The organism is Pantoea nemavictus (genome assembly GCF_037479095.1).
GTDB classification, from domain to species: Bacteria; Pseudomonadota; Gammaproteobacteria; order Enterobacterales; family Enterobacteriaceae; genus Pantoea; species Pantoea nemavictus.
The window spans coordinates 2,135,272-2,161,394 of sequence record NZ_JBBGZW010000001.1 but is presented as its reverse complement, the minus strand read 5'-3'; the positions used below and the strand labels follow the sequence as shown (position 1 = coordinate 2,161,394).

Sequence of the window (26,123 nt, the reverse complement as noted above, 5' to 3'; positions counted from 1 at the left end):
TCTCAGATAACACTGATAGACGCATAGCGAAATTCTGAATATTTTGCCTCTTTCTGGCAGCAGTTGCATTTTGCTTTGTTTGAATCTCTAATAGGTTACATCTGTGCCAGCAGAGCTCGGAATATTCCTAACTATCTATTCACGCGAAGTCTTAATGACTTTACTGGCGCTTCGTCACTCAATGTAAGAATGCAGACATGAACGAAAAAAACAACTTTGACATAGTACGATTCTCTCTCGCCTTTATCGTCATGCTGGTGCATGCCGCCGAGGTGACACGGAATACTGATATACGTTTCCTTGCTCACTTTCTAAATAGTGACTTTGCAGTAAAAGGGTTTTTCGCAATAAGTGGCTTTCTTATTGCGAAAAGTTACTTAAGAAGTAAATCGCTCAAATCCTATTTTATTAAACGCGCGCAACGAATTTTACCGGCGTATATATTCGTTATTATTCTGTGTTTTGTCATCGGTATGTGCCTGACCACGCTGCCACTGATGGATTTCCTGAAGAACAAAGAGACCATCAAGTATCTGATCGCTAACTTCTCGTTCCTGAACTTCATTCAGGCTTCGTTACCGGGCGTGTTCACCAGTAATCCCAACCAGCCGATGGATGGCTCGCTGTGGACCATTAAGGCCGAACTGACGCTGTATGTGCTGCTGCCGTTTATCGTGCCGCTGATGAAGAGAAGTCCGCTGAAAGTGTGGGGCGTGATTTTTGTTATCTCTTGCGCCTGGTTCTTCTACTTCACTTCGGTGTATACCGGCGCGAAAGCCGATACGTTGGCTAAACAATTTATCTCGCTGTCATCTTATTTCTTCTTTGGCAGCCTGCTGGCGGTCCACCAGCCCATTTTTGAGCGCCTGAAAGAGATTACGATTGTTTCGCTGGTACTGTTCCTGCTGTTTAAGAGCACCGATTATGCGTTCATCATTGAGCCGGTGGCGTTCTCATCGGTGGTGATCCTGTTCTGCACCAATCTGTGCAAAGAGGTGAAGATCAGCCAATACGGTGATTTGTCATACGGTATGTATCTCTATCACTGGCCGATTATTCAGGTGCTGCAGCACTTTGGCGTGTACGATTCCAACGCCTTTGTCGGATTGTTGCTAACCATTGTGATTACGCTGGCGCTGGCTTACACCTCGTGGAATGTGCTGGAGAGTCGCTTCCTGAAGCGCGCGCATCATACGCCGCCACCGATTGTTCCAACTACCACAGCGCGCGATTGAGTTCGTCAGGCTGTAAAAAACCCGCTTCCGGTGCAGCCTGAAGCGGGTTTTGTTTTTTCAGATGGTCGCGCCCATTGAGAGCCGGTAGTGTAAATTCACCTGCTCAATAGTCGGCTGCTGATTAATCTTTTTCAGGATGATTTCCGTCGCCACCTTGCCCATCTCAAAACGTGGTGTGATCACGCTGGCTAGTCGGGGCGTCGTCGCCTGACCAATATCCAGCCCGTGGAAACCGGCAATCGCCATCGTCTGCGGCACGGCAATTCCTACTGCCTGGCACTCCTGCAGCACGCCAACGGCCAAATCATCATTAGTGCACAAAATCGCGTCCATCTCTGGATAGAGCTGGCGCGCCAGCGTCATCATGCCGGTACCAATCGATACCGAAGAGATCTTATTCGGCACAATACGGCCGGCAGGCAAACCGGCCGCTTCCACCGCATCGCGATAGCCGGCATAGCGCTGCTCGTCGCGACGATCGGACATTGAGCCAAAATAGATAACGCGCTGTTTGCCGCTGGCCAGCAGCATCGCCGTCATATCGTAGCCGGCGCGATAGTTATCGAAGCCAACGTTGATGCGGCCATTCGCTTCCGTTATTCCCATCACTTCAGCTACCGGAATATTCGCGGCATTAAGATACTTTTCCGCCCGCACGGTGTGTACCGATTCGGTCAGAATTAACCCTTTGATATTAAAAGCCAGCACCGTGGCAATCTGCTCCTCTTCACGCTGCGCATTGTAGTCGTAATTGACCACCAGCGTTTGATAGCCGTGCGCGCTGGTAACCGATTCGATTCCGGCCAGCAGATCGGCAAAGATTTGATTATTAAATGAAGGGATTAACACGCCGATACGCGGCGGATTTTGTTTGGTCGCTGCCACATTGTCGGTATCGGCGACGTAGCCGATCTCAGCGATTACGCTCGCGATTTTCTCCGCCGTTTCCGTTTTGACCTTTTCTGGCGTGCGTAAATAACGGCTTACCGTCATTTTGGTGACGCCCGCCAGAGTAGCAATATCGTCCAGAGTGATGCGCTGCGTTTTCATTACGGCGTCCGCAAAGAGGGGCTGAGAATCAACGTATTATGCCCGTTGATGGCTAAAAAATGAAACGCACCAATGCGGTCAGCCGGGTGAAATAAAAAGGGAAATTTTCGCACTCAACAGAATGAAAATTCTATTCTATCGCAAGTTTTGCAATCTCCTTACAAAGTGAGTTGATGAAAAACCTATCAATTCATTGAGCTATAAAACTGCCCCTGACCAGCTAAGCAGCAATTTTCGCAACCCCCTTCACACTTTTCGGAAAAAATGATCCAAAAACCATCATTTAGAACATATATTCCATAGCGAAGACCTTGCGTGCATAAAAGTTGAACATCGAAACCTACATAACACCTCTTTCTGAACAAGTAATGTTCAGGCCGTAGAGACAAGGGGCTATAACAATGGATACCAGGCAAAAACGCTACAACATGAAGTATGTCATTCTCTGCTGTACCGTCGCGGCATTTGGCGGTCTGCTAATGGGTTATGACTCTTCCATTATCTCCGGGGCAATCGAACCCTTAAGTGAATATTTCCAGCTAACGCCTGCCGAAACAGGCTGGGCGGTTTCCAACATTCTGCTTGGCAGTTTGGTCGGCTGCTTTATGGCGCCGCGCCTCAGCGACAAGCTGGGACGCAAAAAATCCCTCGCCATCACCGCTCTGCTGTTTACCCTTTCGGTGGTCGGCACGGCAATCGCCCATAACTTCACCGTCTTCGTCATCTTCCGCATGATCGGCGGCCTGGCGATTGGCCTGGCGTCGGTAATTTCGCCGATCTATCTGGCTGAGCTGTCGCCTTCTAAGTTTCGTGGCCGTACCACTGCGCTGTATGCCGTGTGCTGCGTCGGCGGTCAATCGGTGGTGTTACTGACTAACTACTTCATCACCAAATCCACCTTGCCGGATGTGATGATCAACATGGGCTGGCGCTACATCCTCGCGACGGCGCTGGTACCGTGTGCGCTGTTTATGTTGTTCATCGCCTTTATCCCGGAGTCACCGCGCTGGAACGTGCTGAAAGGCAAATATGATGAAGCGCTGGATACGCTGACCAAGATCTCAAACCGCGAGCATGCCGAGAGCGTGTTCAATGAAATCAAACATTCGTTTTCTGATAAAACCGCGCAGCAACACAAATCGCGTTTGCGTCTGGATAAGACCACCGTTCCATTGCTGATTGTCGGTATCGGTTTGGCGGTAGGTAACCAGATTAGCGGCATCAACGTAATTCAGTACTTTGGGCCAACCTTGCTGAAAAACGTCGCGGGCAGCACCGATTCAGCGCTGCTGCAAACTTTCTGGCTGTCGATTTGTCAGTTTATCGGCGTACTGGTGGGCATGATGCTGATCGATAAAGTGGGTCGTCGTAAGCTACTGCTGCTGGGCGCCATCACCTCTTGCGTGTGCCTGACCTACTCCTTCATCGCCTTCTATTATCATTTACCGGGCATGCTGGCGGTGGTGGGCTTGTTCGCCTATATGATTTTCTTCGGTATGACGTGGGGCCAGATTGTGTGGACGGTGTTGGGCGAAGTGTTCCCGACTGAGATTCGTTCAATTTGCGTCGGGATTTCCATCTGTGCGATGTCGATGGCCAACTTTGTTATCAGCAGCACCTTCCCGATCATGAACAGCAGCCCGATGCTGCTGGATATGTTCCACGGTGGCTTCCCGCTGCTGCTGTTCGCCATCTTCTCGCTAGGAATGTACTTCTTTACCTTCCGCTATTTGCCAGAAACGGCGGGCGTGTCACTCGAGAAGATCCACGCTTTGGTACTGCGCAAATTTAACGTCGAAGCGGACCTGCCGGAAAGTACCACATCCGGCAAGCCGAGCGAGTCGTTTGATATTCCAAGACATTAATTGTTAAGCATGCGGCAACAGACCTGAAGGGGCGCCATTTATGGCGTAATGCTCGTCAGTTAAGTAGCGCACTGGCTCCGCGGGGGTTACCTGGTCGCCATGAATGGCGACCCTACAGGCGTTACAGCGATGGTGATTTAGAAAAACGCATGCATGCTGCAGCGCGGGTGTTGAGGCGACATTCCAGCCCGCTGAGCGAGTGAGGGATTCCAGGGCGAGCCGCAGGGATGCGGCGAGAGGCGGCGCTGAGCAGGAGCGAATCGCCGCCGGTCCGTCAGGAATCGTGAGAGAGTGAAGGCACCGCGAAGCGGCGGGATGGGCTGGCGCAGGGCCGGGGAGTGAAGAGGGCGTGGCCCAGACGCCCTCTTCTCGGTCGCCGCACGGCATAACTGAAACTGCCCCAGCCGATGGCGAACGAAAGTCGCTCAGCGCTTAACTGATCGGCATTACGCCATTTATGGCGCCCTTTTTAACTCAGGCGTTCGTACTGCTCAATCACCGCCAGCGCTAAGCCGTTAGCGGGATCGATACGCATTGGCAGGAAATGCAGCGCGGTGTGGGCGAAGGTAAAGGCCAGCGTTCCGGACTGCGCCGCCTGCTGCACCGCCTGCACAAATGCCGGCTGCGCATTCCACGGCCCATCAATAATAATGCTGGCCGGATTGACCAGCTGCATCACCTGGCTCAGCGCGGTGCCCAAATAGGTGCCCGCCTGCGTCATCACTTCCTGCAAGATTTCCGGCTCACTTTCACCGTTCTGCCAGCGCAGGCCGGGTTTGCGCTTAGCCAGCTGCTGCTGAATTGCCGGCTTGCTGACCAGCGTTTCCAGACAACCGAGACGTCCACAGCTGCAGCGCTCGCCGTTGGGCTGCACTGTAAGATGGCCGATTTCGCCCGCCGTCCAGCTGCTGCCGGTAAACACTTCACCCTGCTCCACCAGCGCACCGCCCAGCCCTTCTGAAATACGCAAATAGAAATGGCTTTGCGACTTGTCCAGTTCGAGCTGCTGTACCGAGAGCAGCGCTGCCGCTTTCACGTTGTTCATAATGCGCAGCGGCAGCGGAATTTCGCGGCGCAGCAGGGTGATGACATCAACATCCTGCCAACCGAGATGGGCGGAGAAATGCACCCAGCCGCGCAGCGGATCGATGATACCGGGGAAGCCAATCGCGACACCCAGTAATTCAGGATGCGCGGCGTGCAGGGTTTGACACACTTCCACCAGCTCATGCAGCAGATGTTCGGGATCGCGGGTTTCCGTACGCCAGGTTTGTTCGGCAATCACCTGCGAGAAATAGTCGCAGACGCGCCAGTGAATCGCCTGGCGCTCCACCATAATGCCCGCGCTTTTCAACTTTTCTGCGCGCAGCGAAATTTCGATTTTGGGTCGACCGGCGGTGGCGACGCTCACCGGGCCAAGCTCATTGATTAGCCCCTGCTCGAGCAAATCATCGACAATCAACGAAACGGTGTTTTTGCTCAGTTCGAGCGCTAATGCCAGATCCTGGCGGGAGGTGATGCGGGTGGTACGCAGTTGCGTCATCACCCGTTTCAGGTTATTCAGGCGAAGTAATGCTGGACCTTTACCGGCTGCTTTCATAGCACCCCTCAATACTCGTCACCGCGCACACGGCTGCGATAACTTTCCCAGTCAAAGCGCACCCATAAACTGTTGCCGAGGCGCATACGGTCCATCACACGTTCACCCAGCAGCGAATTCATCCCGGCGGGATCGAGGTTCGATAACATGCCGGTTGGGCGTTTCGACGATGAGCGGCGATCGACAATCTGATTAATGATCACTTTTTCATAGCGCGATTCACTCTGCATGCCGATCTCATCGATCACCAGCAGATCGACATGGCTAAGATCGTGCAGCAGACGCTCTTCGGTTAAATCGCTGCCGCCGCTGAACGTGCCTTTCATGCTCGACATCAAATCCGCAACGGTAACAATCAGCACGCTTTTGCCGCGAATAATCAGATCGTTACCAATCGCCGCCGCCAGGTGGTTTTTTCCGGTGCCGGGACGACCGGAAAAAACAAAGCTGGAGATGCTATTTTCAAATCCGGCGGCATATTCGCGCGCCATGGCCAGCGCTTTGCGCTGCCCATCATTTTCCACGCGATAGTTGTCGAACGAGCAGTTCATGTGCAGCTCACGAATGCCAGAGCGCCCCATAATGCGCTGCATTTTCATCGCGCGGTTTTCACGCACAATCGCCTCCGAGCGCAAGCGGCCCTGCTCCTGATTCCAGGCCAGCAGCTCCGCGCCGTTTTTGAATTTCGGCTGCACTTCGGACGGCATCATTTTTTTCAGGCGGCTAAAGAGATCGTTCGGCGTTTTCATTACTCACCTCGGAATCCATCGGGAATATCATAATCAGTATTACTGATTTGCGTGAGATCGCGCTTTGGCTGTCCACCATTGGCGGCGCGATTCATCTGCACGCTGCGTGCTAACTTCTGCTGCCACTGCACGTGATGGAACAAACGACCTTCCGCCTGCCAGTAAGCGATAAACGTCGCCAGCTCAGCAGCGGTAACAGGTTCACTCAGCGCCACACCCCAGATGGCTGCCTGACGCTGAAAATCGCTATCTGGTTGCCAGCCTTCATACATCGCGAACTTGCCAACCGGCGTGGCGATGGGCGCGCTGTCCGTTTGAAACAGACTTTCATCCAGCGTGACATCATTAGGCTGCTGCGCGGCGGATTCCAACGCCAGCAGCTGCGCCAGGCGTTGTGGCGTCAGCGCATAAAACGCCGGTGCATTGTTATGCAGCACCGCCAGCGTGCCATTATCGGCCTGCTGCAGCACCGCGAGCGGGTCATGGCAAAAGCCATCCAGCCCCACCAACGTTGAAGATAAGATTTTGACTGACATGAAGAAACCTGACGTTAACCAGCATGATGCGTCGGGCGGCAAATTCAGCCCGACGTTATGCGGTAAGTGTACCTGTTTTAGGGCAAGGGATCGCCAAAAAGGTCGCAGGTATTAGCGTGATGCAGACAGCGGTTCAGCGTGTTTCACATGGCGTGAAACCTGCGGTGCCTGAACCGAGACAGGCTGTGGTCGGGTTTGCCACAAATAGCGTGCAGAGGCGATCAGGCACAGGCTGTAGCCGAACATCTCGCTGCCCTCTTCCGCCATGTTTTTCACCACGCGGTTATAACCGTCCATCATCAGATGTTCCCACAGCTGATGCATGCCAAATAAGCGCGAAAACACCAGCACAGCCAGTAATCCTGCGGCCATCATCTGCCAGCTGCGATGCTGAACCAGCGATACCAGACCGGGCAGAATCTGACGCGGCTGGCGCAATGCCATGGCCAGACTGGCAGCCGTTGTCGCCAGCGCAAACCACAGCCACGATCCGTGTCTGATGAAATCGAACAGGAAGTCCATCTCGCGAATCAGCATACAGCTATAAAAACCGCCGACCAGGATCAGCACGCTGCGCTGCTGCGGCCGTTGCCAGGCGCAGAGGAAATAGCAGGACGCGATCAGCAGCAGCATTACCTCCTGCGTGATTTCGGTGAAAGAGGTTTCGTGCAGTGCATCGTTCATCCAGTTGACGTCGATATAGACCATCGCCATACAGAAAACCAGCACCAATCCACTGATGATAAATGCCGTAATTTCACGGCTAATAAGAATAATATTGTTGCGCATATTGTGACCAAGGTAATGATTAGCGCGCTTAGTATATTGACCTCACTTTTTGACACTTCTCTTTTTATGCCGATTAGAAGCTGGCGCTGACGCCAAGGCTATAAATAAACTGCTCGCCGTTACTGACCGCACCGGTTTGCGCGAACGACGCGAAGGCGGCCATATTTTGCCCCAGTGGCAGATTGGCACCGACGCTGACATCCACCCAATTGTTATCACGACCGTTGATATCCTCTGCACGCTCGCGGCTGGGTGATGGGAATTCTTCATTCACCAGATGGCTATAACTCACCTGCGCCCACGGCGATATCCAGCCCAGGCTGGAATCCACGCGCCAGCCTAATGACGCAATATGCTCGGCATTATTGCTATCAACCCGTTCACATTTAGGACAGCTCAACGTTGAATCATCCACCGCGAACTGTGCCACTGGCCCGGTGCTCACCGCTGCACTCATCGGCATCGACCAACCGGCCGAGTAGCGATTTACAAACGGCGCGGCCCCGACGCTGGCGCTTTCGCTGTGCATCACTATGGCATTATCGTTGGGCGAATTAAGGGCCGCATCAAACAAATTGGCATCCGCGTTTTCTGTCAACATCAGATGATTACTGGAAATCTTTTCGCCAAGTATCGCATTGTAATCTGGCGCACTATTCTGGCCTGATTGATCAAAGGCATAGGCATTCCCGGCCAGAAAAAATAGCCACAAACCGCCAAAAGCCAGCGCAATTTTGTGCTGGCCTGTCCGCTGACTTTTCTGCAACATGAAAGACTCCTGACGAGCCGGGAAGAGATTGGGCGTTATCTTTTTATGAGATCTTTATCGACACCATTTGTTTAACTATTAATCGATTTTGTAAAACGTCAAGGGAACTATCACTTTTTCATCTGCTAAGGGAGTGAAGCAATGCAACGTTGTGGCTGGGTAACTCAGGATCCGCTCTACCTCGCGTACCACGATAAAGAGTGGGGCGTACCGCAAACCGATAAGCGAGTCTTATTCGAAATGGTCTGCCTCGAAGGCCAGCAGGCTGGGCTTTCATGGATTACGGTGCTTAAAAAGCGCGAAAATTACCGCCGCGCTTTCCATGAATTTGATGCCAATGCTGTGGCCCTGATGGATGAAGACGATATGGCGCGCCTGATGCAGGATGCCGGCCTGATCCGCCATCGTGGCAAGCTGGAAGCCATCATCAACAATGCGCGCGCATTATTAGCACTGGAAGCGAGCGGAGAGGACTTTTCCCGCTTTATCTGGTCATTTGTCGACAACACGCCGATTTTGCATCATTACGCCGATTATAAACTGGCGCCCACCACCTCCGAGCCTGCGATTGCGCTGTCGAAGGCGCTGAAGAAGCGTGGTTTTAAATTCGTCGGTCCCACAACCTGCCACTCATTTCTACAGGCTTGCGGCTTGATTAACGATCATCAAACCAGTTGTTTCTGCCATCCCAATAATCTTTAACGCAAAAGTTTACAAATTAAGACTGACCCTCACGCATTTCCCCATAATTGAACGGCATAATAGTGCCGTTTTGGGGCTTTTCCCCGTGCGAATCTTTGAGGGACTTTGTATGAATAAGCGTATTTTGGCGCTGACCTTGTTATTAAGCGGCAGCGTCGCGCTGTCGGGCTGTACCACTAACCCTTATACCGGTGAATCTCAGGCTGGAAAATCGGGCATCGGCGCCGGTTTGGGTGCGATGCTGGGCGCAGGGGTTGGCGTGCTGTCGTCATCGAAGAAAGATCGCGGCAAAGGCGCGCTGATTGGCGCGGCATCCGGCGCAGCGCTTGGCGGCGGTGCAGGTTATTACATGGACGTGCAGGAAGCGAAGTTGCGCGACAAAATGCGCGGTACCGGCGTTAGCGTCACGCGTCAGGGCGATAACATCGTGCTCAACATGCCGAATAACGTCACCTTTGACTCTAACAGCAGCAATCTGAAACCGGCGGGAGCCAATACGCTGACCGGCGTGGCGATGGTACTGAAAGAGTATCCAAAAACCGCGGTGAACGTGGTCGGCTATACCGACAGCACCGGCACCCGTGCGTTAAATATGCGTCTGTCACAGCAGCGTGCTGACAGCGTTGCCAGCGGCCTGATTCTGCAAGGCGTGGCGCAGAACCGTCTGCGTACCCAGGGCTTAGGCCCGGACAATCCGGTTGCCAGCAACAGCACCGAAGACGGTAAAGCGCAAAACCGTCGCGTTGAGATCACTCTCAGCCCACTGAGCTAAGAGTAAAGAGCCGATCTGCCACAACAGATCGGCTTTTATCGCACTTTTAAGCTACTTTTAGCGCCATCTTTGTCAGAAAAAGCTAAAAAATTCGCAACAGATAGAGCCGCCTTTTCCTTTATGCTAGCGTGATCAAAAATTGATCAACGGAACGCTATCATGTCACTGAAAGCCATCGCCGCTACCCTTGGCCTCTCTGTTACCACCGTGAGCCGGGCGCTAAATGGCTATGACGATGTCGCCGCCGCCACCCGCAAACGCATTGAAGAGGAAGCGCATTCGCGCGGTTATCGCCCCAACGATGCCGCTCGTCGCCTGAAAACCGGACGCGCCAATGCGGTCGGTTTGGTGTTTCCCATCAGCCATGCTTCGCTCAATGACAGTTACTACAGCCAAATGCTGCTGACGCTGGATCAACGCCTCGCTCAGCACGATATTGATTTGCTGCTGCTGCCCGCTAAATCGCCCGATCAACACCGTAAGCTGATGCGTATGATGCGCAGCGGCGCGATGGATGCACTGATTCTGACCCATACCCTGCCGCAGGATGCGCGCCTGCAACGCTTGCAGCAGAAGGGTTTTCGCTTTTTGACGCTGGGACGCAGCGAACTGCCACAGCCTTATGCGTGGATTGATTACGATAATCATGCCGGTACCTTTCTGGCGGCAGAACACTGCCTGCAACAAGGCTTGCCACGCCTCGCCTATCTCGGCAGTAATGAGTTCTCAACCTTCACCCTCGATCGCCGCCAGGGGTTTATTGATGCGCTGATCCAGCATCAGGCGCCGGTCGATCAATCATTGATGGCAGCTTTGCCCGCCACCCGCCGCTCCGGCTATCAGCAAACCAATGCCTGGCTGGCACAAGGTGATGCGCCGCAGGCGATCATTACCGATTGCAGTACGCTGGGTGAAGGTGCCGCAATTGCCCTGCAGCAAGCCGCCCGTTTGAAGGGCGCGCAGGCCATTCCGCTGTATGTCTATGATGGCCTACCGCCAGACTCGATTATCGATCAGCCAGTTAATGCCATTCTGCAGCTCTCACAGCAGCGCATCGGTGAGCGCATTGCGGAAATGGTGTTACAACTGCTGGATGATAAGCCACTTAACCAACTTCAGACGCTGTGGCAGCCGGTGCTGCGCCTCACTTCTGACGCGCAATGATTGCGCCAGGCCCGAGCTGTGTTAGTCTTCGCCTGTTTCTTTCCAGCAGGTGTAAGCAATGAAAACCAGGCCGCCACGAGCCACAATCAGTGACGTTGCCCGTACGGCAAAAACCGGTAAAACCAGCGTTTCCCGCTATCTGAATGGCGAAGTGAATCTGCTCTCGCCCGATCTCAAAGCCCGAATCGAACAAGCCATCGCCGAACTCAATTATCGTCCCAGCCAGATGGCGCGCGGTCTGAAACGTGGCCGCACGCGTTTGATTGGCCTGATTATTGCCGATATCACCAATCCCTACTCGGTTGACGTGCTGAGCGGCATTGAAGCGGCCTGCCGTGCGCAGGGCTTTACGCTGCTGATGTGTAACACCAACAATGAAGTCGATCTCGAACAGCACTATCTGCAATTGCTGAGCAGCTATCAGGTTGAAGGCATTGTGGTGAACGCCGTTGGCATGCATGAAGAGGTGCTGAATCGGCTGCAACAGTCGATGCTGCCGATGGTGTTGATCGACCGTAAAATCCCCGATTTCGCCTGCGATGTGGTTGGCCTCAACAACCTTGAAGCCTCAAACATTGCCACCCAGCATCTGCTGGATAATGGCTATCAGGCGCTGCTGTTTGTCAGCGAGCCGCTGGGCAGCGTCAACACGCGGCGCGAACGTCTGCGCGCCTTCTACGCCACGGTGCAAAACGCACCGCAGGTCGTGGCCGAGAATGCCGAAGTGGCGCTGCATCAACCCGCAGCGCTGGAACAGTTGCTGCACGATTTCCATCAACGCCACCCGGGCAAACGCGCTGCGGTGATTGCCGCCAACGGCGCGCTGACGTTGCAGGTGGCGCGCGCCTTACAGCGCCTTGACCTGCGCTGGGGCGAATCCATCGGCCTGCTCGGTTTCGATGAGCTGGAGTGGGCCGCGCTGGCGGGCGTCGGCATCACCACCCTGAAGCAGCCCACCTGGCAGATTGGCTATGCCGCATTGGAGCAGGTCATCGCGCGCATTGAAGGCAGCGAACAAATCATCAGCGAGCAGCTGTTCTCCGGCGAATTGATCGTGCGCGGCTCCACCCAGCCGCTGCGCTAACCCCCTTTCTTTGGCTCACTTCGTGAGCCTGATCATAATTCCGCGGTCTGCACCTTTCCTTTGGAACCGGTTCCATTTAGCTTTTTTATTACGAATGGGATGTGGTCTTGCCCGGAGAAAAGTGATGAAACCAGAAATTATTGTTGTAACTGCCGCATACGGCGCGCAGAAAGTGGCGGAGCTGGGTGGCCAGGCCGCACTGCTGCCGCTGATTAAACAGGCGGGTGCGGATGGCGTGGAAATTCGCCGCGAGCTGTTCAGTGAAAATGAGCTCTGCCTGCTGCATGCGCTGGGCAATGCGATTTCCCAGCATCAGCTGAGCGCCAGCTATTCCGTGCCGGAAGCGCTGTGGCTGGATGATGGCGCACTGAATCCGCGTCTGGCGCAGTTCCTGCAGGAAGCTGAACACATCGGAGCCAAACGGCTGAAGCTGGCGCTGGGGCATTTTGTTGAACTGGATGCCAGCCCGCTGCTCGAGGTGTTGAACACGTCAAACGTCACGCTGGTGGTAGAAAACGATCAAACGCCGGACAGCAAACTGGCACCGATGCTGCGCTTCTTCCATCAAGCCTGCGATGCCGCGCTGCCGCTGGATATGACCTTCGATATGGGTAACTGGCAGTGGACCGGCGAAGACGGTTTACAGGCCGCCGCTCAGCTTAGCCGCTACGTCAGCTATATTCACGTTAAAACCGCCGTGCCGCACGGCAACACTTTCCGCGCTATCGCGCTGGATCAGGCAGACGAGAGCTGGCGTTCGCTGCTCAAGGCGCTGCCCGTCGATGCGCCACGCGGTATCGAATTCCCACTGGAAGGCGCCGATTTGCTGGCGGTCACTCGCCATTACGTTGACCTGCTGCGTGCAGCGTAAGGAGCCGAAAATGACGCAAAAAACGCTGGATGTGGTGACGATTGGTGAAGCGATGGCGATGTTTATCGCCCAGCAAACCGGCGATCTCGCCGCGGCTGAAGGGTTCGTCAAGCGCATTGCCGGTGCCGAGCTCAACGTGGCGATTGGCCTGGCGCGTCTCGGGTTGAATGTAGGTTGGGTCAGCCGCGTCGGTGACGACAGCTTTGGCCGCTTCACGCTACAACAGCTGGAAAAAGAGGGTGTCGATCACCGCTGTGTGACCACCGATGCCCAATATCGCACCGGCTTCCAGCTCAAATCACGCGTTGATGACGGCTCCGATCCAGAAGTGGAGTATTTCCGTAAAGGCTCAGCCGCTAGCCACTTGTCGCCGGCCGACTTTAACGACGATTACTTTGGCAGCGCGCGCCACCTGCATCTGAGCGGCGTGGCGGCAGCGATCTCTGACAGCTCGCTGCAACTGGCACAGCACGCGGCGAAAGAGATGCGCGCGCGTGGCAAAACCATCTCCTTTGATCCCAATCTGCGCCCAGTGCTGTGGCGCAGCGAAGAGGAGATGCGTAAACAGCTGAATCATTTAGCGGAATATGCCGACTGGGTGCTGCCTGGTGAGAAAGAGGGTTTGATTCTCACCGGCTATCGTCAGCCAGAAGCGATTGCCGATTTCTACCTCGATAAGGGGGTGAAAGCGGTGGTGATTAAAACCGGCGGCGATGGCGCCTGGTACAAAACCGCCGACGGTGAGCAGGGCCAGGTGGCGCCGATTCATGTGGCAAACGTGGTCGATACCGTTGGTGCGGGCGATGGCTTTGCCGTTGGTCTTATCAGCGCCCTGCTGGAAGGAAAAACGCTGCCGCAGGCGATTCTGCGCGGCAACAAAATCGGTTCGCTGGCGATTCAGGTTGCCGGCGACAGCGAAGGACTGCCTACGCGCGCGGCGCTGGGTGATTACTAATAACTGCACAATCCCGTAGCGGCGCGATTCATCGCGCACTTTAAGCAGCGGCTTCGCGGCCAGAAGCGCAATAAATTGCGCCGCTACGGGTCCGTACGAAACCAAACAGTCTGTACCTACAACAACGATATTGCGAGACGCATCCACAGAATGCGCCCACCTCAACCAGAGGAGTCACCCATGAAATCGCAGACAATCGCGCCAAAACGCTGGTGGTTTATCATGCCCATCGTGTTTATCACCTACAGTCTGGCGTATCTGGACCGGGCGAACTTCAGTTTCGCCTCTGCCGCAGGGATTAACGAAGATCTGGGTATCACCAAAGGCATGTCATCGCTGCTGGGCGCCCTGTTCTTCCTCGGCTACTTCTTCTTCCAGATCCCCGGCGCGCTGTATGCCGAGCGTCGTAGCGTTAAGAAGTTAATTTTCTGGTGCCTGATTTTATGGGGCGGCTGCGCCTCGCTGACCGGCGTGGTGAGTAACATCCCAATGCTGGCGGCGATTCGCTTTGTACTTGGCGTGGTGGAAGCGGCGGTGATGCCAGCGATGCTGATTTATATCAGTAACTGGTTTACCAAATCGGAGCGTTCGCGCGCCAATACTTTCCTAATCCTCGGTAATCCGGTCACGGTGCTGTGGATGTCGGTGGTTTCCGGCTATCTGATTGAATCCTTTGGCTGGCGCGAGATGTTTATCATTGAAGGCATCCCAGCAGTCATCTGGGCGGTGGCCTGGTGGTTCCTGGTGCAGGACAAACCTGCGCAGGCCAAATGGATGAGCGAAAGCGAGAAAGCGGCGCTGCAGGCGCAGCTGCAAAAAGAGCAGGAAGGCATCAAAGCGGTACGTAACTACGGTGAAGCGTTCCGTAATCGCAACGTCATCCTGCTGTGCCTGCAATATTTTGCCTGGAGCATCGGCGTGTACGGCTTTGTGCTGTGGCTGCCGTCCATTCTGCGCAACGGTTCGCAGATGGGCATGGTGGAAGCGGGCTGGCTGTCAGCGGTGCCGTATCTGGTGGCGACCATCGCGATGATCGTGGTGTCATGGGCATCCGATAAAACCCAGAACCGTAAACTGTTTGTCTGGCCGCTGCTGCTGATTGGCGCGCTGGCATTCCTCGGTTCGTATCTGGTCGGTTCCAGCAATTTCTGGCTGTCATATACGCTGCTGGTGATTGCCGGTGGTGCGATGTATGCGCCGTACGGCCCGTTCTTCGCCATCATTCCTGAGATGTTGCCGCGCAACGTCGCCGGGGGTGCGATGGCACTGATTAACAGCATGGGCGCACTCGGATCCTTCATCGGATCGTGGATTGTAGGCTATCTTAATGGCGCGACCGGTTCGCCTGCCGCCTCCTACATTTTCATGGGTGCTGCGCTGCTGGCCTCGGTTTGGCTGACGTTGATTGTCAAACCGGCGCAGAACAAAACGCCGCCGCCCGTGCACGGGGCGAAGCACGCCTGAAAGCGTAAAAGATGAATTTTCGGGGCGACTGCGGTCGCCCACAACTCGTTCTACAGGGAGCAAAAGATGAAACCTGCTGTGATTCTGTATAAGAGCCTGCCAGATGACCTGCGCACCAAGCTGGATGCCCATTTCACCGTCACTGAAGTCAATGATATTTCTGCGGAAACTATCCAGCAGCACAAGGCCCAATTCGAACAGGCGCAAGGTTTGCTTGGCTCAGGCGGCAAAGTGAATGGCGATCTGCTGGCAAAAATGCCCGCGCTGCGCGCCTGCTCCACCGTTTCGGTGGGTTACGATAACTTCGATGTCGAGGCACTGAATCAACGTAAGGTGTTGCTGATGCATACGCCAACCGTGCTGACCGAAACCGTTGCCGACACCATGATGGCGCTGGTGCTGAGTACCGCGCGGCGCGTAACCGAGCTGGATAAGTGGGTAAAAGCCGGCGAGTGGCAAGCGAGTATCGGCCCGGATCATTTCGGCATTGATGTGCACCACAAAACTCTCGGTATTCTCGGCATGGGCCGCATCGGTCTGGCGCTGGCGCAACGTGCGCATTTCGGCTTCGGCATGAACATTCTCTACAATGCACGTCGTCAGCATGAAGAGGCGGAAACCCGCTTCGGCGCGCGCGCCTGCGATCTCGAAACCCTGCTGAAAGAGAGTGATTTTGTCTGCATCAGTCTGCCGCTGACCGAACAGACGCACCATATGATTGGCGCAGCGCAGCTCAAGCTGATGAAGCCAAGCGCGATTCTGATTAACGCGGGCCGCGGTCCGGTTGTTGATGAGCAGGCGCTGACGGCCGCACTGAAAGACGGCACCATCCACGTCGCAGGGCTTGATGTGTTCGAAGTTGAGCCGGTTCCCGCCGATGCCGAGATTTTGACGCTGCCAAACGTGGTGGCTCTGCCGCATATCGGTTCTGCCACGCATGAAACCCGTTATGGCATGGCGCGCGACGCGGTGGATAACCTGATCGCGGCGCTGAACGGCAACGTCGAGAAAAACTGCGTCAACCCGCAAATCCAGGGTTAAGCTTGCTGTTTTAGCCATTGCGCCTGCCAGCGGCGGGCGCTATGGTGGTTCCCCATTCGATTTCACAACGTTTTAACTTCCTATGTCCTTTTCTCAGTTCGGCGACAAATTTACTCAAAATTCCGGCATCTCACGTCTGATGGAAGACATGGGTGAAGGCCTGCGCACGCCTGGCACCATCATGCTGGGTGGCGGCAATCCGGCGCAAATCCCGGCAATGAACGACTATTTCCACCAGCTGCTGCTGCAGATGCATCAGGATGGAAAACTCAGCGAAGCGCTGTGCAATTACGACGGTCCGCGCGGCAAGGCGCTGCTGCTGGATGCACTGGCAAAGATGCTGCGTGAGGAACTTGGCTGGCCATTAACCGCACAAAACATCGCGCTGACCAACGGCAGCCAGAGCGCGTTTTTCTATCTGTTCAACCTGTTTGCTGGACGTCGCGCCGATGGCAGCAAAAAGCGCGTGCTGTTCCCGCTGGCGCCGGAATATCTTGGCTACGCGGATGCCGGACTGGAAGAAGATCTGTTTGTCTCCGCGAAGCCCAACATTGAGCTGTTGCCTGAAGGCCAGTTCAAATATCACGTCGATTTCGATCATCTGCCGCTGAATGATGATATCGGCCTGATCTGCGTGTCGCGCCCCACCAACCCGACCGGTAACGTGATCACCGATGACGAACTGCTGCAGCTCGATGCGCTGGCACAGCAGCACGGCGTACCTCTGCTGATCGATAACGCTTACGGTGTCCCTTTCCCGGGCATTATCTTTAGCGAAGCGCGACCGCTGTGGAACCCGAATACCATTCTGTGTATGAGCCTGTCGAAACTCGGTTTGCCTGGCGCACGTTGCGGCATTATCGTCGCCGATGAGAGCACAATTACGGCTATTGGCAACATGAATGGCATCATCAGCCTTGCGCCAGGCAGCATTGGCCCAGCGATGGCCAATGAGATGATCGGGCGCGGCGATTTATTGCGTCTGTCAGAAGAGGTGATTAAGCCGTTTTATCAGGCTAAAGTCAGCGAGACGATTGCGATTCTTCGCCGCTATTTACCGGAAGATCGCTGCCTGATTCACAAACCCGAAGGGGCGATTTTCCTCTGGCTGTGGTTCCGCGATCTGCCGATCAGCACCGAAACGCTTTATCAACGCCTGAAAGCGCGCGGCGTGTTAATGGTGCCGGGCCACTTCTTCTTCCCCGGCCTGGAACATGAATGGCCGCACACCCATCAATGCATGCGCATGAACTACGTGCCGGATGCAGAGAAGATTGAGCGCGCGGTACAGATATTGGCAGAAGAACTGGAAGGCGCGTTTACGAATTAACCAGGGTGCCATGAATGGCACCCCTACGGTTGTTTAGTAGGGGCGCCATTTATGGCGACCGCTGCATCACGTCGCTGGCAACGACAGCTGGCACCACTGCGCCAGCTGCTGAATCGCCTGATCCACTTCAGCATTCCAGCCAAAACCGGCATTCAGTCGGAAACAGTGATCGTAACGGTGATCGGTGGCGAAGATGTGTCCCGGCGCGATACCGATGCCGGCGTTGCGCGCTTTGAGAAACAGCGCGCGCACATTCAACGCGCCCAATGGCATTTCCACCCATAACACATATCCCCCTTCGGGATCGGACACGCGCGTGCCCGGCGGGAAGTAGCGCAGCACCGCCTGGCGCATATGCTGGATTTGATTCTTCAGCTCGCGCCGCAGCTTGCGCAAATGGGCGTCGTAGCCGCCGCTGCGCAGCAGTTCGGCTATCGCCGCCTGCGATAGCACGGACGTCCCCATGCTGGTGGTGTATTTCAGCGAGGCGATTTTGCGCATGTAGTTGCTGCTGTGCACCCAGCCGATACGTATGCCGGGCGCGACCGTTTTTGAGAAGCCGCTGCACAAAATGGCATTGGGGCTAAAGGCGCGCATCGGGAACGGGCGGCGCTCGCCAAACGCGGTATCGCCGAAGATATCATCCTCGATGATCACCACATCATTCTCATCGGCCTGGCGCGCGATATAGGCTTTTTGTTCGTTGGGAATGCTTTTGCCAAGCGGGTTGTTAATGTTGTTGATGGTCAGATAGGCCTGCACTGCTTTGCGCTGAAACAGCGCCGTCAGCTTCTCCACGTTGACGTAGCCCGCCGGGCCCGCCTCCACTTCAATCACCCGCAGATTGAGGTTATGCAGCATCTGCAGCAGCACAAAATAGCAGGGTGATTCCACCGCCACGATGTCGCCGGGCCGCGTGGTCGCACGCAGCGCCAGCGAAATCGCCTCAATGCAGCCGTTGGTGATCAGGATGTCATCGGCATTGATATTGCAGCCATAATCCACCGCCCGGCGGGCAATTTCCGTTTTCAGCGGCATATAGCCGGTGCCTTTAACGGTGTTGCCCAGCAGCGCCGGTTTGCTATAGCCCATCTGGCGCATCAGCAAGCCGATCTTCTTCACCGGATAAAGCGAAATATCACCGTTGGCCAGATCGAGCCTGACGCGGCAATCCGAACCAAGCATCGCCAGATGCAGCTCAGTTTGCTCGTCGAGCGGCGCGACTTCGCGCGCTTGCTCAGCGATCGCCACGGGAAAAACGTTATCCGCCTTACGCGGCGCGACAAAAAAGCCGGACTTGGGACGCGCCACCGCGTAGTGCTCATCCTCAAGCGTGCGTAATGTTTTGAGCGCGGTGGTCATGCTGACGCTGTACTGCGTCGCCAGCGTGCGCACCGAAGGTAGACGACTGTCGGGCGGCAGCGAACCGCTGTGAATGGCTTGTTTTATCTGCTCTGCGATTTGACGGTAACGACTGCCCTGTTCCGTTTCACCCGCCATCTGTTCCACCCTATTTCGTGCTGATCTGTGCGTTTTCACCAGATTACATTCAAAGTACTTTAGGCTGCATCAGTTAATTGTTAGCTCAGCGCAGGCGTTGCCGTTGCGCTTCCCAGTGAAAAATTCATTCCGTAGCACCTTCGTGGCCCATTTCCCGACTGTTACCGTCAGCACGGCAATAGCGATTTTATTAGCCAAAGGATGAAGTGAAAAATGAATAACCTGTCCACCATGATGAGAGACATTGAAGGATATCTCACCCCCACGATTATCGATTCAGCTCAGCACTGCGCACGCCGTTTACTTGCCGCCCTCCCCGATGCCGCACAGCCGGAAAATAACCGCGTGTTGCTGGCCTACGGCGGCGGCAAAGACAGCAGCTACATGGTGGCATATGTCCGTTACATTCAGGGACTGATCTGGCAACAGCACGGCAGCACCTTTCAACTGCGCATCAGCACTAACCGCCATGCGGCGATGAACGACAGCGTGATGGAGAATATCGATCGCGTGTATCGCGCGTTGCATATCTTTGAAGATGATTTCACCGAATGTCTGGTGACCGATGGCCTGCAAATCCGCCACTTCGATCGCCATCTACCCATGCCGGCCAGCGTGCGCCAGCAGAATCGCAACGATGTGCTGATGAATGGCCACCGCTTCCGCGCCGATGCCCGCTCCACCTTTTGTAATGCCTGTAACCTCAGCATGGTGAACTCGTTTGGCCTGGCGGCGCATTACGACGGCGGCGTTGATGTGATCATCACCGGCGATTCGCCGCAGGAACAAACCGCTTATCTCGCCTGGGCGCGGCATCTTTCGCGTCTATTTTCCGCGCCGGTGGCGGATAAATCGCGCGGCTTTAGCGGCTTTTTGCAGACGCTGGATGGCGTGGCCGAGCGCTACTTCGCCGATATTTACGGCGCCGATCAGGTGACGCCCGCGCACCGCATTACCTGGCAACTGGCACGCGATCCACTGTTCTTCAACATCTATCAGGACACCGCCTATGAAGCCGGTGCGCACTGGGCGCTGCTGACTGAATTTATGCATTTCCGCTTTGATGAGCTGATGTTCAGCTTTTCCGAATCGGACTGCGGTAACCCAACGTTAATGGCACATATTCGCGGTCTGCGCGCGGAGACGCTGCTGCAGCGTAACTATGCCGAAGGCATTCGCGAATATGTGCGCTTTGCGCTTGGGCTGATGGTGAAAAAGGATTTCCCACCGCAGCTGATCGATGAGATGGCGGCACGTTATCAGGACGATGAGGCGATTAAGCGCGCCCGCCAGCGCGCGGCGCAGTTCGCCGAGCAGGCATTTGGTCTGAATGAAACCCAGCTGATTTGCATGATCTATTCGCCGTTTATCGCCGAAGGACAGCAGCTGAAAAACTGGCTGCAGCAGTTGGTCGATGCGCCGGATGAAGCTGCGGTGCGCGCGCTGTTGCGCGGTGAAAGCGACGATCGGTTACTGGCACAGCAGCTTGAGCAACTTTCTGGTTTGACCGTCGCGCAGATGCGCCACTGCTGGCGCAGCGCACAGGTGAGTTCACTGCTGGACGATCGGCGCGGCGATGCGCTCTCACGCGTGCTGCGTTTTGATCCGCACAAAGCAGTGATTCAGGTGAATAACGGCGTGATGCACGACGTCGTCACTGAAGTGATCTCCGGGCGTTAACCCGGTAAGGCAACGCGATGAGAAAGATTTTCCTGCAGATCGGCGCCACCCGCGACGGACAAAATCCGTACTGTGCGGTGGCCAAACGCGACGGCTATTTTACCGTGCTGGCGGAAATGGGCGATTTCGTCGATTACCAATCGCTAAGCATTGCGTTGCCGTTCGATCTGATTGTGCGGCTCGATCGCCCGGAAAATCCGTGGGATGTGCTGCAAGCCTGTTTGCATGCCGGGCTGATGGAACATCCTCATGTGGTGCTGGCGGGTTTTGAAGCTTACAACGCCAGCGCCGGTCGCGTGCGCGAGCTGCTGGCGGGACCCGATGCCGGGGCGAGTTTTATTCCACCGGATAAGTACGCACAGCGCATGGCGTTGCGCAAAGCCTGGCAACGCTTCCCACAGCCGGAGTTTCGTTTCTTCGCTTCGCCGCTCAGCATCCGCGACGCGCGTGATGCCTTGCTTTATCCCTGCGTGATCAAGCCGGTTGACGGCGGCGGCGGTCTGGGTATCTGGCTGGTCAAAGAAGCCCGCCAGCTGGATGCGGTGATTGGCAAGCTGGTCGATACCATGAACTACGGCGGGCGCGGCTTCAGCGGCTTTATCGTCGAGAGTTGGCTGGCCGGCGATGAGTATTCGCTGCAAGGCGTGGTGGCGGACGGCCATGCGCTGGCGCTGACCTGCTGCCAAAAGGTGATCGAACATCACACCGATGCCGACGGCTGCGTCAGTTTTTACGAGTCCGGCCATGTGGCGGTCGCGGCGCAGCAGCTGCCTGCCAGCTTCTCCAGCCTGATGAGTTTCTGCTGCGAAACCTTTGGCTATCGTCAGGGCGCATTTCACATCGACTTTATTGTAGTGAATGGCGAACCGCACTTTCTCGAAATGGGCTTCCGTCTTTCGGGCATGGGCGTGGTGAATCTGGTGCAGGAAGTGACCGGCATCAACTGGGCTGAAGTGGCGTTTCACATCGAAGCCGGTCACGGCATGCCGCCGCTGCATTTCCCGCCGCAGCCGCTCGCGGTGGGCCGGGTACGCCTGCGCCAGCGCCTGCAGTATGACGCGGCAGAACGCTGGATCGCGCAGCATCAGCGCGGTCAGCTGTTGCCGCCGCTCAATTTGCCGACGCTGGCCGTTTCACCGCGCTCTTCTCTCTATGCAGATTTAACCCGTCACGCCGGAATTCTGGCGACCTTACGCCTTGCGGCCGCGAACCGCGATGAGATTCTGGCGGTGTTCCATCAGATTCTTGAGGTCTCATCGCTCACCACCAGGAGGGATTTACTATGTGCAGAATGATTGTGGCGCACGGCCAATTTGACGCCGCCGCAGTGCTGGATGCAGCCCGCGCCATGAGCTGTGGAGAAACCGCCACCCATGAAGGGCCGATCAAACAGCATCCTAACGGCTGGGGCTGTTTGTGGCTGGAGCAAGGACACATTCGCACGCTGCACGGCACCGGCACCTTCGCCGATGCGCTGCCGACCATCGATATTGATCGCCTGCGTGGCCGCTTTCTGGCGGTGCATGTGCGCCACGCTACGCTGAGCAAAAATCACGGTATCGAATTTTCCCACCCGCTGTGGCGCACCAGCGGCGCAACCCAGTGGTACATGATGCATAACGGGTTTTTGCCCACCGTCTACCAGCAGCTGGGCATGGCGGAGTCGCACTTTGATTCTGCCGAATACCTCGAATACATGGTTGATCGCGCCACGCCCGCGGATTTTACCCGCGATTATCTGCGCAATAAGATGGCGCAGGTGGCACCGGGCGGCAGCTCTGCCAACGCGATTTTTGTCACCCGCGATAAAGCCTGGGCATGGCAATGGCATCCCGACGATACGCCCTATCCCAACTATTTCACGCTGCACCGTTTCCAGAATGACAACACGACGTTTATCTCTTCTGAACCCATTTCAACACTAGGCACGGCGTCTGAATGGCGTCGCATGAGCAACCATGAACTTCATGAATTTCCTTTAGGGGAGTGATCAACATGGCTATTTTCAATCAGATACGCATTATCAATCCTGACATGTTTGTGGAAAGCACCTGGCTGGATGACATCGTGACGGCGCGCGTGCCGCTGCTGGTTTTACGCAACTTTCTGACGCCACAGGTGCGGGAAGCCGTGGTCGGCGATTTGCAGCAGTGCCGCGAACAGGTCCGCGTATCGCACTATCCAAACGGTGCGTTGACCACGCTAGGCCCCTATCTGGCAAAGCATACTGCCGCCCCCGAAAACTACTTCACCGAACTGCGCGATATTCAGTCGGCGCTGCCGCCGTCGCTGCACTGCCTGCGCGATCAAATCTATAACTGGGTGAAGCACGCGCTGCGCCTGGAGAGTCTGCAAACCGCCAGCGAACCCGATCTGGGCGATTACGCCGGTTCGATTGTGCGCTTCCACGCCAACGGGGTCGCCAATCCCCTGCATAACGACAACATCGTGCGCGATGCCGCCGGCAGCGGATTGGCGGTGACTAACATTTTGCATCAACTGAGCTGCGTAGTGTGTTTGCAGGAGTGCAATGCAGGTGGCGAGCTGCGCATCTTCAATAAGCAGTGGCAGCCGGTAGATGAACGTTTCAAAACGCCGGGCGAACTGGGTTATCAAAGCGGCGTCATCGCGCACAGCGAGGTGTGTGAGTTCTCACCGCGCAGTGGCGATATCTATCTGTTTAACCCGGCTTTTTATCACGAAATCGATCGCGTGGAAGGCGACACGCGCATCACCATGGGCTTCTTCTTTGGCCTGACCGACAAAAAAATGAAACACGCCATCGCCTGGAGCTAACGCCAGGTTTTTAGACGAGGAGACGAGCATGAATACCTACGAAAAAATTACTGCGCTGCTGGATCAGCATCAGGCGCGCTATCGCGTGGTGGAACATGAAGCTATCGGCCAAACCGACCTGATCAGCGAAATTCGCGGCAACGATCTCAATCAGGCGGCCAAGGCGATGGTGCTGGAAGTGACGATGCCGGATGGTGCCGATGCACGTTACCTGCTGGCGATTGTGCCAGGCGACTGCAAGATCAACTTCAAAAGCGCCGCGCGCGCTATTGGCGGCAAGAAGTCGAGCTTTGCACCGCCCGAGAAAGCGCAGGAGTTAACGCAGTGCGTGATGGGGGCGGTGCCGCCGTTTAGTTTTGATGATCGGCTGGCGCTGCGTGTCGATACGCGGCTGCGCGATGTCGGCACGCTGTGGTTCAACGCCGGCGCCTTAGATCGCTCCGTTGCGTTGCAGGTGGATGATTTTTTTCAGGTTGTCGGTGATGAATGTTGTGCCGAGATCGCGACACCGGTGACGGCAACCGCCTGATCGCGGCAGTAAGGAATCTGTATGTCAGTCAAAGATATGTTGTTAGCCCTGCTGGTTGTGGTGGCGTGGGGCGTGAATTTCGTGGTGATCAAGCTGGGTTTGCAGGACATGCCGCCTTTCTTGCTGGCGGGGCTGCGTTTTAGCCTGGTGGCGTTTCCGGCGATCTTGTTTGTTAAACGTCCGGCAATTCCGCTGCGCTGGCTGGTGGTCTACGGCATGACCATCAGCTTCGGGCAGTTCGCCTTTCTGTTCCTTGCCATCAAACTCGGCATGCCGGCGGGACTGGCGTCGCTGGTGCTGCAGGCGCAGGCATTTTTCACCCTGCTGCTTGGCGCGCTGTTCCTGGCGGAGAAGCTGCGCTGGAATCACATCGTCGGCATTTTAGTGGCGACGCTCGGCATGTTTATGCTGGCGACCGCCGGCATGGAAGGGCAAACCACGGCGGGCATAACGCTGACCACCATGATGCTGACGCTGGCCGCGGCGCTGTCGTGGGGGCTTGGCAACATCACCAATAAAATCATTTTGCGTAACCGCAAGGTGCCGGTGATGTCGCTGGTGGTGTGGAGTGCGCTGGTGCCGGTAGTGCCGTTCTTTGCCTGCTCATGGCTATTTGATGGCGAAGCATCGATTGTTACCAGCCTGCTGAACATCTCGCTGCAAACGGTGCTGGCGCTGATCTATCTCGCCTTTATCGCCACCATTGTGGGCTACGCGATCTGGGGCAATTTGCTCAGTCGCTACGAAACCTGGCGCGTGGCGCCGCTGTCGCTGCTGGTACCGGTGGTGGGCATTCTCAGCGCAGCGTTGATTCTCGGCGAGACCTTGTCGATCCAGCAGATGATCGGTGTGGCGGTGATCATTCTGGGTCTGCTGGTGAATGTGTTTGGTGGCATGGTCAGTCAGCGCTTATTGGTGCGAACCTGACGTTTATCACACACATAAAAAAACGCCGCGTTATGCGGCGTTTTTCGTCAACTCAGCAACCTGATTACAGGATTTCGATACGGCGCGGTTTCGCCTCTTCCGGGACGATGCGTACCAGATCGATGCTCAGCAGACCATTTTCCAGACGCGCATCGCGCACGGTGATGTGATCGGCCAGCTGGAATTTACGCTCAAAGTTGCGCTCGGCAATGCCCTGATACAGATACTTGCGCTCCGGCTGCTCTTCCGGGTGCGCACCACGTACCACCAGCACGTTATCGTGTGAGGTGATATCTAATTCGCTCTGGGCAAAGCCCGCGACGGCAATCGTGATGCGGTAGAAGTTCTCATCCACCAGCTCAACGTTATACGGAGGATAGCCCCCATTAGCCTGGTTCTGATTGGTCTCAAGCAGGTTAATCAAGCGATCAAAACCGATGGCAGAACGATAAAGTGGAGAGAGATCAAAATTACGCATAATAAGACTCCTGATAATCAGCAAGTTTAGGCAACCTTCCACCATGGACAGGTTGTTCAGCCCGCTGCTGTCCCTTCCGGCAACAGCAGCGTGACCGTTCCTTAAAAGTGGGTGCAGCCTGGTCGCTTTCAAGGGCCAATGCGTATTTTTTACAGCAATTCTGACGATATGGCATACACTCAGGGAACCATTCTCCTGAGATCCAAGACAAGGTCATAGAGCTTTGCGAAACGTCAG

General features: G+C 55.6%; 25 protein-coding genes. 17 read left to right on the top strand and 8 right to left on the bottom strand.

From position 1 onward, the window contains the following. Window positions 1–197: 197 nt before the first annotated feature. The gene (locus WH298_RS09930) at window positions 198–1,235 is read left to right on the top strand and encodes an acyltransferase family protein (RefSeq protein WP_180822762.1); all 1,038 of its coding nucleotides are present in this window, start codon (window positions 198–200) and stop codon (window positions 1,233–1,235) included. A gap of 57 nt (window positions 1,236–1,292) precedes the next feature. Here WH298_RS09930 and WH298_RS09925 read toward each other — a convergent pair whose 3' ends face one another. Then, entirely contained in the window at window positions 1,293–2,285 is a 993-nt protein-coding gene (locus tag WH298_RS09925) for a LacI family DNA-binding transcriptional regulator (protein ID WP_180822761.1), read from the bottom strand. A gap of 401 nt (window positions 2,286–2,686) precedes the next feature. Here WH298_RS09925 and WH298_RS09920 point away from each other — a divergent pair, with 401 nt between their 5' ends. Further along, complete coding sequence (locus tag WH298_RS09920) at window positions 2,687–4,150, top strand: sugar porter family MFS transporter (RefSeq protein ID WP_180822760.1); 1,464 nt, start codon at window positions 2,687–2,689, stop codon at window positions 4,148–4,150. 469 nt (window positions 4,151–4,619) lie between these two features. Here WH298_RS09920 and WH298_RS09915 read toward each other — a convergent pair whose 3' ends face one another. From WH298_RS09915 to WH298_RS09895, 5 genes are all read right to left on the bottom strand, one after another. Continuing rightward, window positions 4,620–5,750: an ROK family protein gene (locus WH298_RS09915; protein WP_049852376.1), complete on the bottom strand. Its 1,131-nt coding sequence runs from the start codon at window positions 5,748–5,750 to the stop codon at window positions 4,620–4,622. Between the two features lie 8 nt (window positions 5,751–5,758). Further along, window positions 5,759–6,499: a replicative helicase loader DnaC gene (gene dnaC / locus WH298_RS09910; RefSeq protein WP_007893471.1), complete on the bottom strand. Its 741-nt coding sequence runs from the start codon at window positions 6,497–6,499 to the stop codon at window positions 5,759–5,761. Then, window positions 6,499–7,035, bottom strand: coding sequence for a primosomal protein DnaT (dnaT, locus tag WH298_RS09905; protein ID WP_007893473.1), 537 nt, complete (start codon window positions 7,033–7,035; stop codon window positions 6,499–6,501). Before dnaT ends, dnaC begins: the two co-directional genes overlap by 1 nt. A gap of 111 nt (window positions 7,036–7,146) precedes the next feature. Next, window positions 7,147–7,824 carry a hypothetical protein gene (locus tag WH298_RS09900; RefSeq protein ID WP_049852377.1) on the bottom strand — a complete coding sequence of 226 codons (678 nt, stop codon included), beginning with the start codon at window positions 7,822–7,824 and terminating at the stop codon, window positions 7,147–7,149. Window positions 7,825–7,897: 73 nt separating this feature from the next. Further along, window positions 7,898–8,593 (bottom strand): autotransporter, encoded by a 696-nt coding sequence (locus WH298_RS09895; RefSeq protein ID WP_180822759.1) that lies wholly within the window; start codon window positions 8,591–8,593, stop codon window positions 7,898–7,900. Window positions 8,594–8,734: 141 nt separating this feature from the next. Here WH298_RS09895 and WH298_RS09890 point away from each other — a divergent pair, with 141 nt between their 5' ends. The 9 genes from WH298_RS09890 (at window position 8,735) to WH298_RS09850 (ending at window position 17,976) form a co-directional block, all read left to right on the top strand. Further along, window positions 8,735–9,295, top strand: coding sequence for a DNA-3-methyladenine glycosylase I (locus tag WH298_RS09890; RefSeq protein ID WP_007893480.1), 561 nt, complete (start codon window positions 8,735–8,737; stop codon window positions 9,293–9,295). A 109-nt stretch (window positions 9,296–9,404) separates the two neighbouring features. Further along, on the top strand, window positions 9,405–10,067 hold the full coding sequence (locus tag WH298_RS09885) for an OmpA family lipoprotein (RefSeq protein ID WP_049852380.1): 663 nt from the start codon (window positions 9,405–9,407) through the stop codon (window positions 10,065–10,067). Window positions 10,068–10,226: 159 nt separating this feature from the next. Next, a complete protein-coding gene (locus WH298_RS09880; RefSeq protein ID WP_007893483.1) occupies window positions 10,227–11,231 on the top strand; it encodes a LacI family DNA-binding transcriptional regulator in 1,005 nt (334 codons plus the stop codon). A 58-nt stretch (window positions 11,232–11,289) separates the two neighbouring features. Further along, window positions 11,290–12,315 (top strand): LacI family DNA-binding transcriptional regulator, encoded by a 1,026-nt coding sequence (locus tag WH298_RS09875; RefSeq protein ID WP_180822758.1) that lies wholly within the window; start codon window positions 11,290–11,292, stop codon window positions 12,313–12,315. A gap of 124 nt (window positions 12,316–12,439) precedes the next feature. Next, window positions 12,440–13,186, top strand: a complete 747-nt coding sequence (locus tag WH298_RS09870; RefSeq protein ID WP_049852382.1) for a sugar phosphate isomerase/epimerase family protein — start codon at window positions 12,440–12,442, stop codon at window positions 13,184–13,186. A gap of 10 nt (window positions 13,187–13,196) precedes the next feature. Further along, window positions 13,197–14,141 carry a sugar kinase gene (locus tag WH298_RS09865; protein WP_180822757.1) on the top strand — a complete coding sequence of 315 codons (945 nt, stop codon included), beginning with the start codon at window positions 13,197–13,199 and terminating at the stop codon, window positions 14,139–14,141. 180 nt (window positions 14,142–14,321) lie between these two features. After that, the gene (locus tag WH298_RS09860; protein WP_049852384.1) at window positions 14,322–15,605 is read left to right on the top strand and encodes an MFS transporter; all 1,284 of its coding nucleotides are present in this window, start codon (window positions 14,322–14,324) and stop codon (window positions 15,603–15,605) included. Window positions 15,606–15,671: 66 nt separating this feature from the next. Next, complete coding sequence (ghrB, locus tag WH298_RS09855) at window positions 15,672–16,646, top strand: glyoxylate/hydroxypyruvate reductase GhrB (RefSeq protein WP_180822756.1); 975 nt, start codon at window positions 15,672–15,674, stop codon at window positions 16,644–16,646. Window positions 16,647–16,728: 82 nt separating this feature from the next. Beyond that, window positions 16,729–17,976 carry a valine--pyruvate transaminase gene (locus tag WH298_RS09850; protein WP_180822755.1) on the top strand — a complete coding sequence of 416 codons (1,248 nt, stop codon included), beginning with the start codon at window positions 16,729–16,731 and terminating at the stop codon, window positions 17,974–17,976. Window positions 17,977–18,042: 66 nt separating this feature from the next. On the opposite strand, the gene WH298_RS09845 is transcribed toward WH298_RS09850, so the two are convergent. After that, window positions 18,043–19,476 carry an aminotransferase-like domain-containing protein gene (locus WH298_RS09845; RefSeq protein WP_049852387.1) on the bottom strand — a complete coding sequence of 478 codons (1,434 nt, stop codon included), beginning with the start codon at window positions 19,474–19,476 and terminating at the stop codon, window positions 18,043–18,045. Window positions 19,477–19,689: 213 nt separating this feature from the next. On the opposite strand from WH298_RS09845, the gene WH298_RS09840 reads away from it, so the two are divergent. From WH298_RS09840 to WH298_RS09815, 6 genes are read left to right on the top strand one after another with little or no spacing between them, the layout of a single operon-like run. Further along, window positions 19,690–21,156 (top strand): hypothetical protein, encoded by a 1,467-nt coding sequence (locus WH298_RS09840; protein WP_180822754.1) that lies wholly within the window; start codon window positions 19,690–19,692, stop codon window positions 21,154–21,156. A gap of 17 nt (window positions 21,157–21,173) precedes the next feature. Beyond that, window positions 21,174–22,451: an ATP-grasp domain-containing protein gene (locus WH298_RS09835; protein WP_180822753.1), complete on the top strand. Its 1,278-nt coding sequence runs from the start codon at window positions 21,174–21,176 to the stop codon at window positions 22,449–22,451. Next, window positions 22,439–23,146 (top strand): class II glutamine amidotransferase, encoded by a 708-nt coding sequence (locus WH298_RS09830; protein WP_180822752.1) that lies wholly within the window; start codon window positions 22,439–22,441, stop codon window positions 23,144–23,146. Before WH298_RS09835 ends, WH298_RS09830 begins: the two co-directional genes overlap by 13 nt. Before the next feature lie 5 nt (window positions 23,147–23,151). Beyond that, window positions 23,152–23,952, top strand: coding sequence for a 2OG-Fe(II)-dependent halogenase WelO5 family protein (locus WH298_RS09825; RefSeq protein WP_180822751.1), 801 nt, complete (start codon window positions 23,152–23,154; stop codon window positions 23,950–23,952). Window positions 23,953–23,980: 28 nt separating this feature from the next. Continuing rightward, window positions 23,981–24,481, top strand: coding sequence for a YbaK/EbsC family protein (locus tag WH298_RS09820; RefSeq protein WP_049852391.1), 501 nt, complete (start codon window positions 23,981–23,983; stop codon window positions 24,479–24,481). Window positions 24,482–24,502: 21 nt separating this feature from the next. Further along, window positions 24,503–25,408 carry an O-acetylserine/cysteine exporter gene (locus tag WH298_RS09815; protein ID WP_007893510.1) on the top strand — a complete coding sequence of 302 codons (906 nt, stop codon included), beginning with the start codon at window positions 24,503–24,505 and terminating at the stop codon, window positions 25,406–25,408. Window positions 25,409–25,472: 64 nt separating this feature from the next. Here the strand turns inward: WH298_RS09815 and ibpA are convergent, their stop codons facing one another. Further along, window positions 25,473–25,886, bottom strand: coding sequence for a small heat shock chaperone IbpA (ibpA, locus tag WH298_RS09810; protein WP_049852393.1), 414 nt, complete (start codon window positions 25,884–25,886; stop codon window positions 25,473–25,475). Window positions 25,887–26,123: the final 237 nt, after the last annotated feature.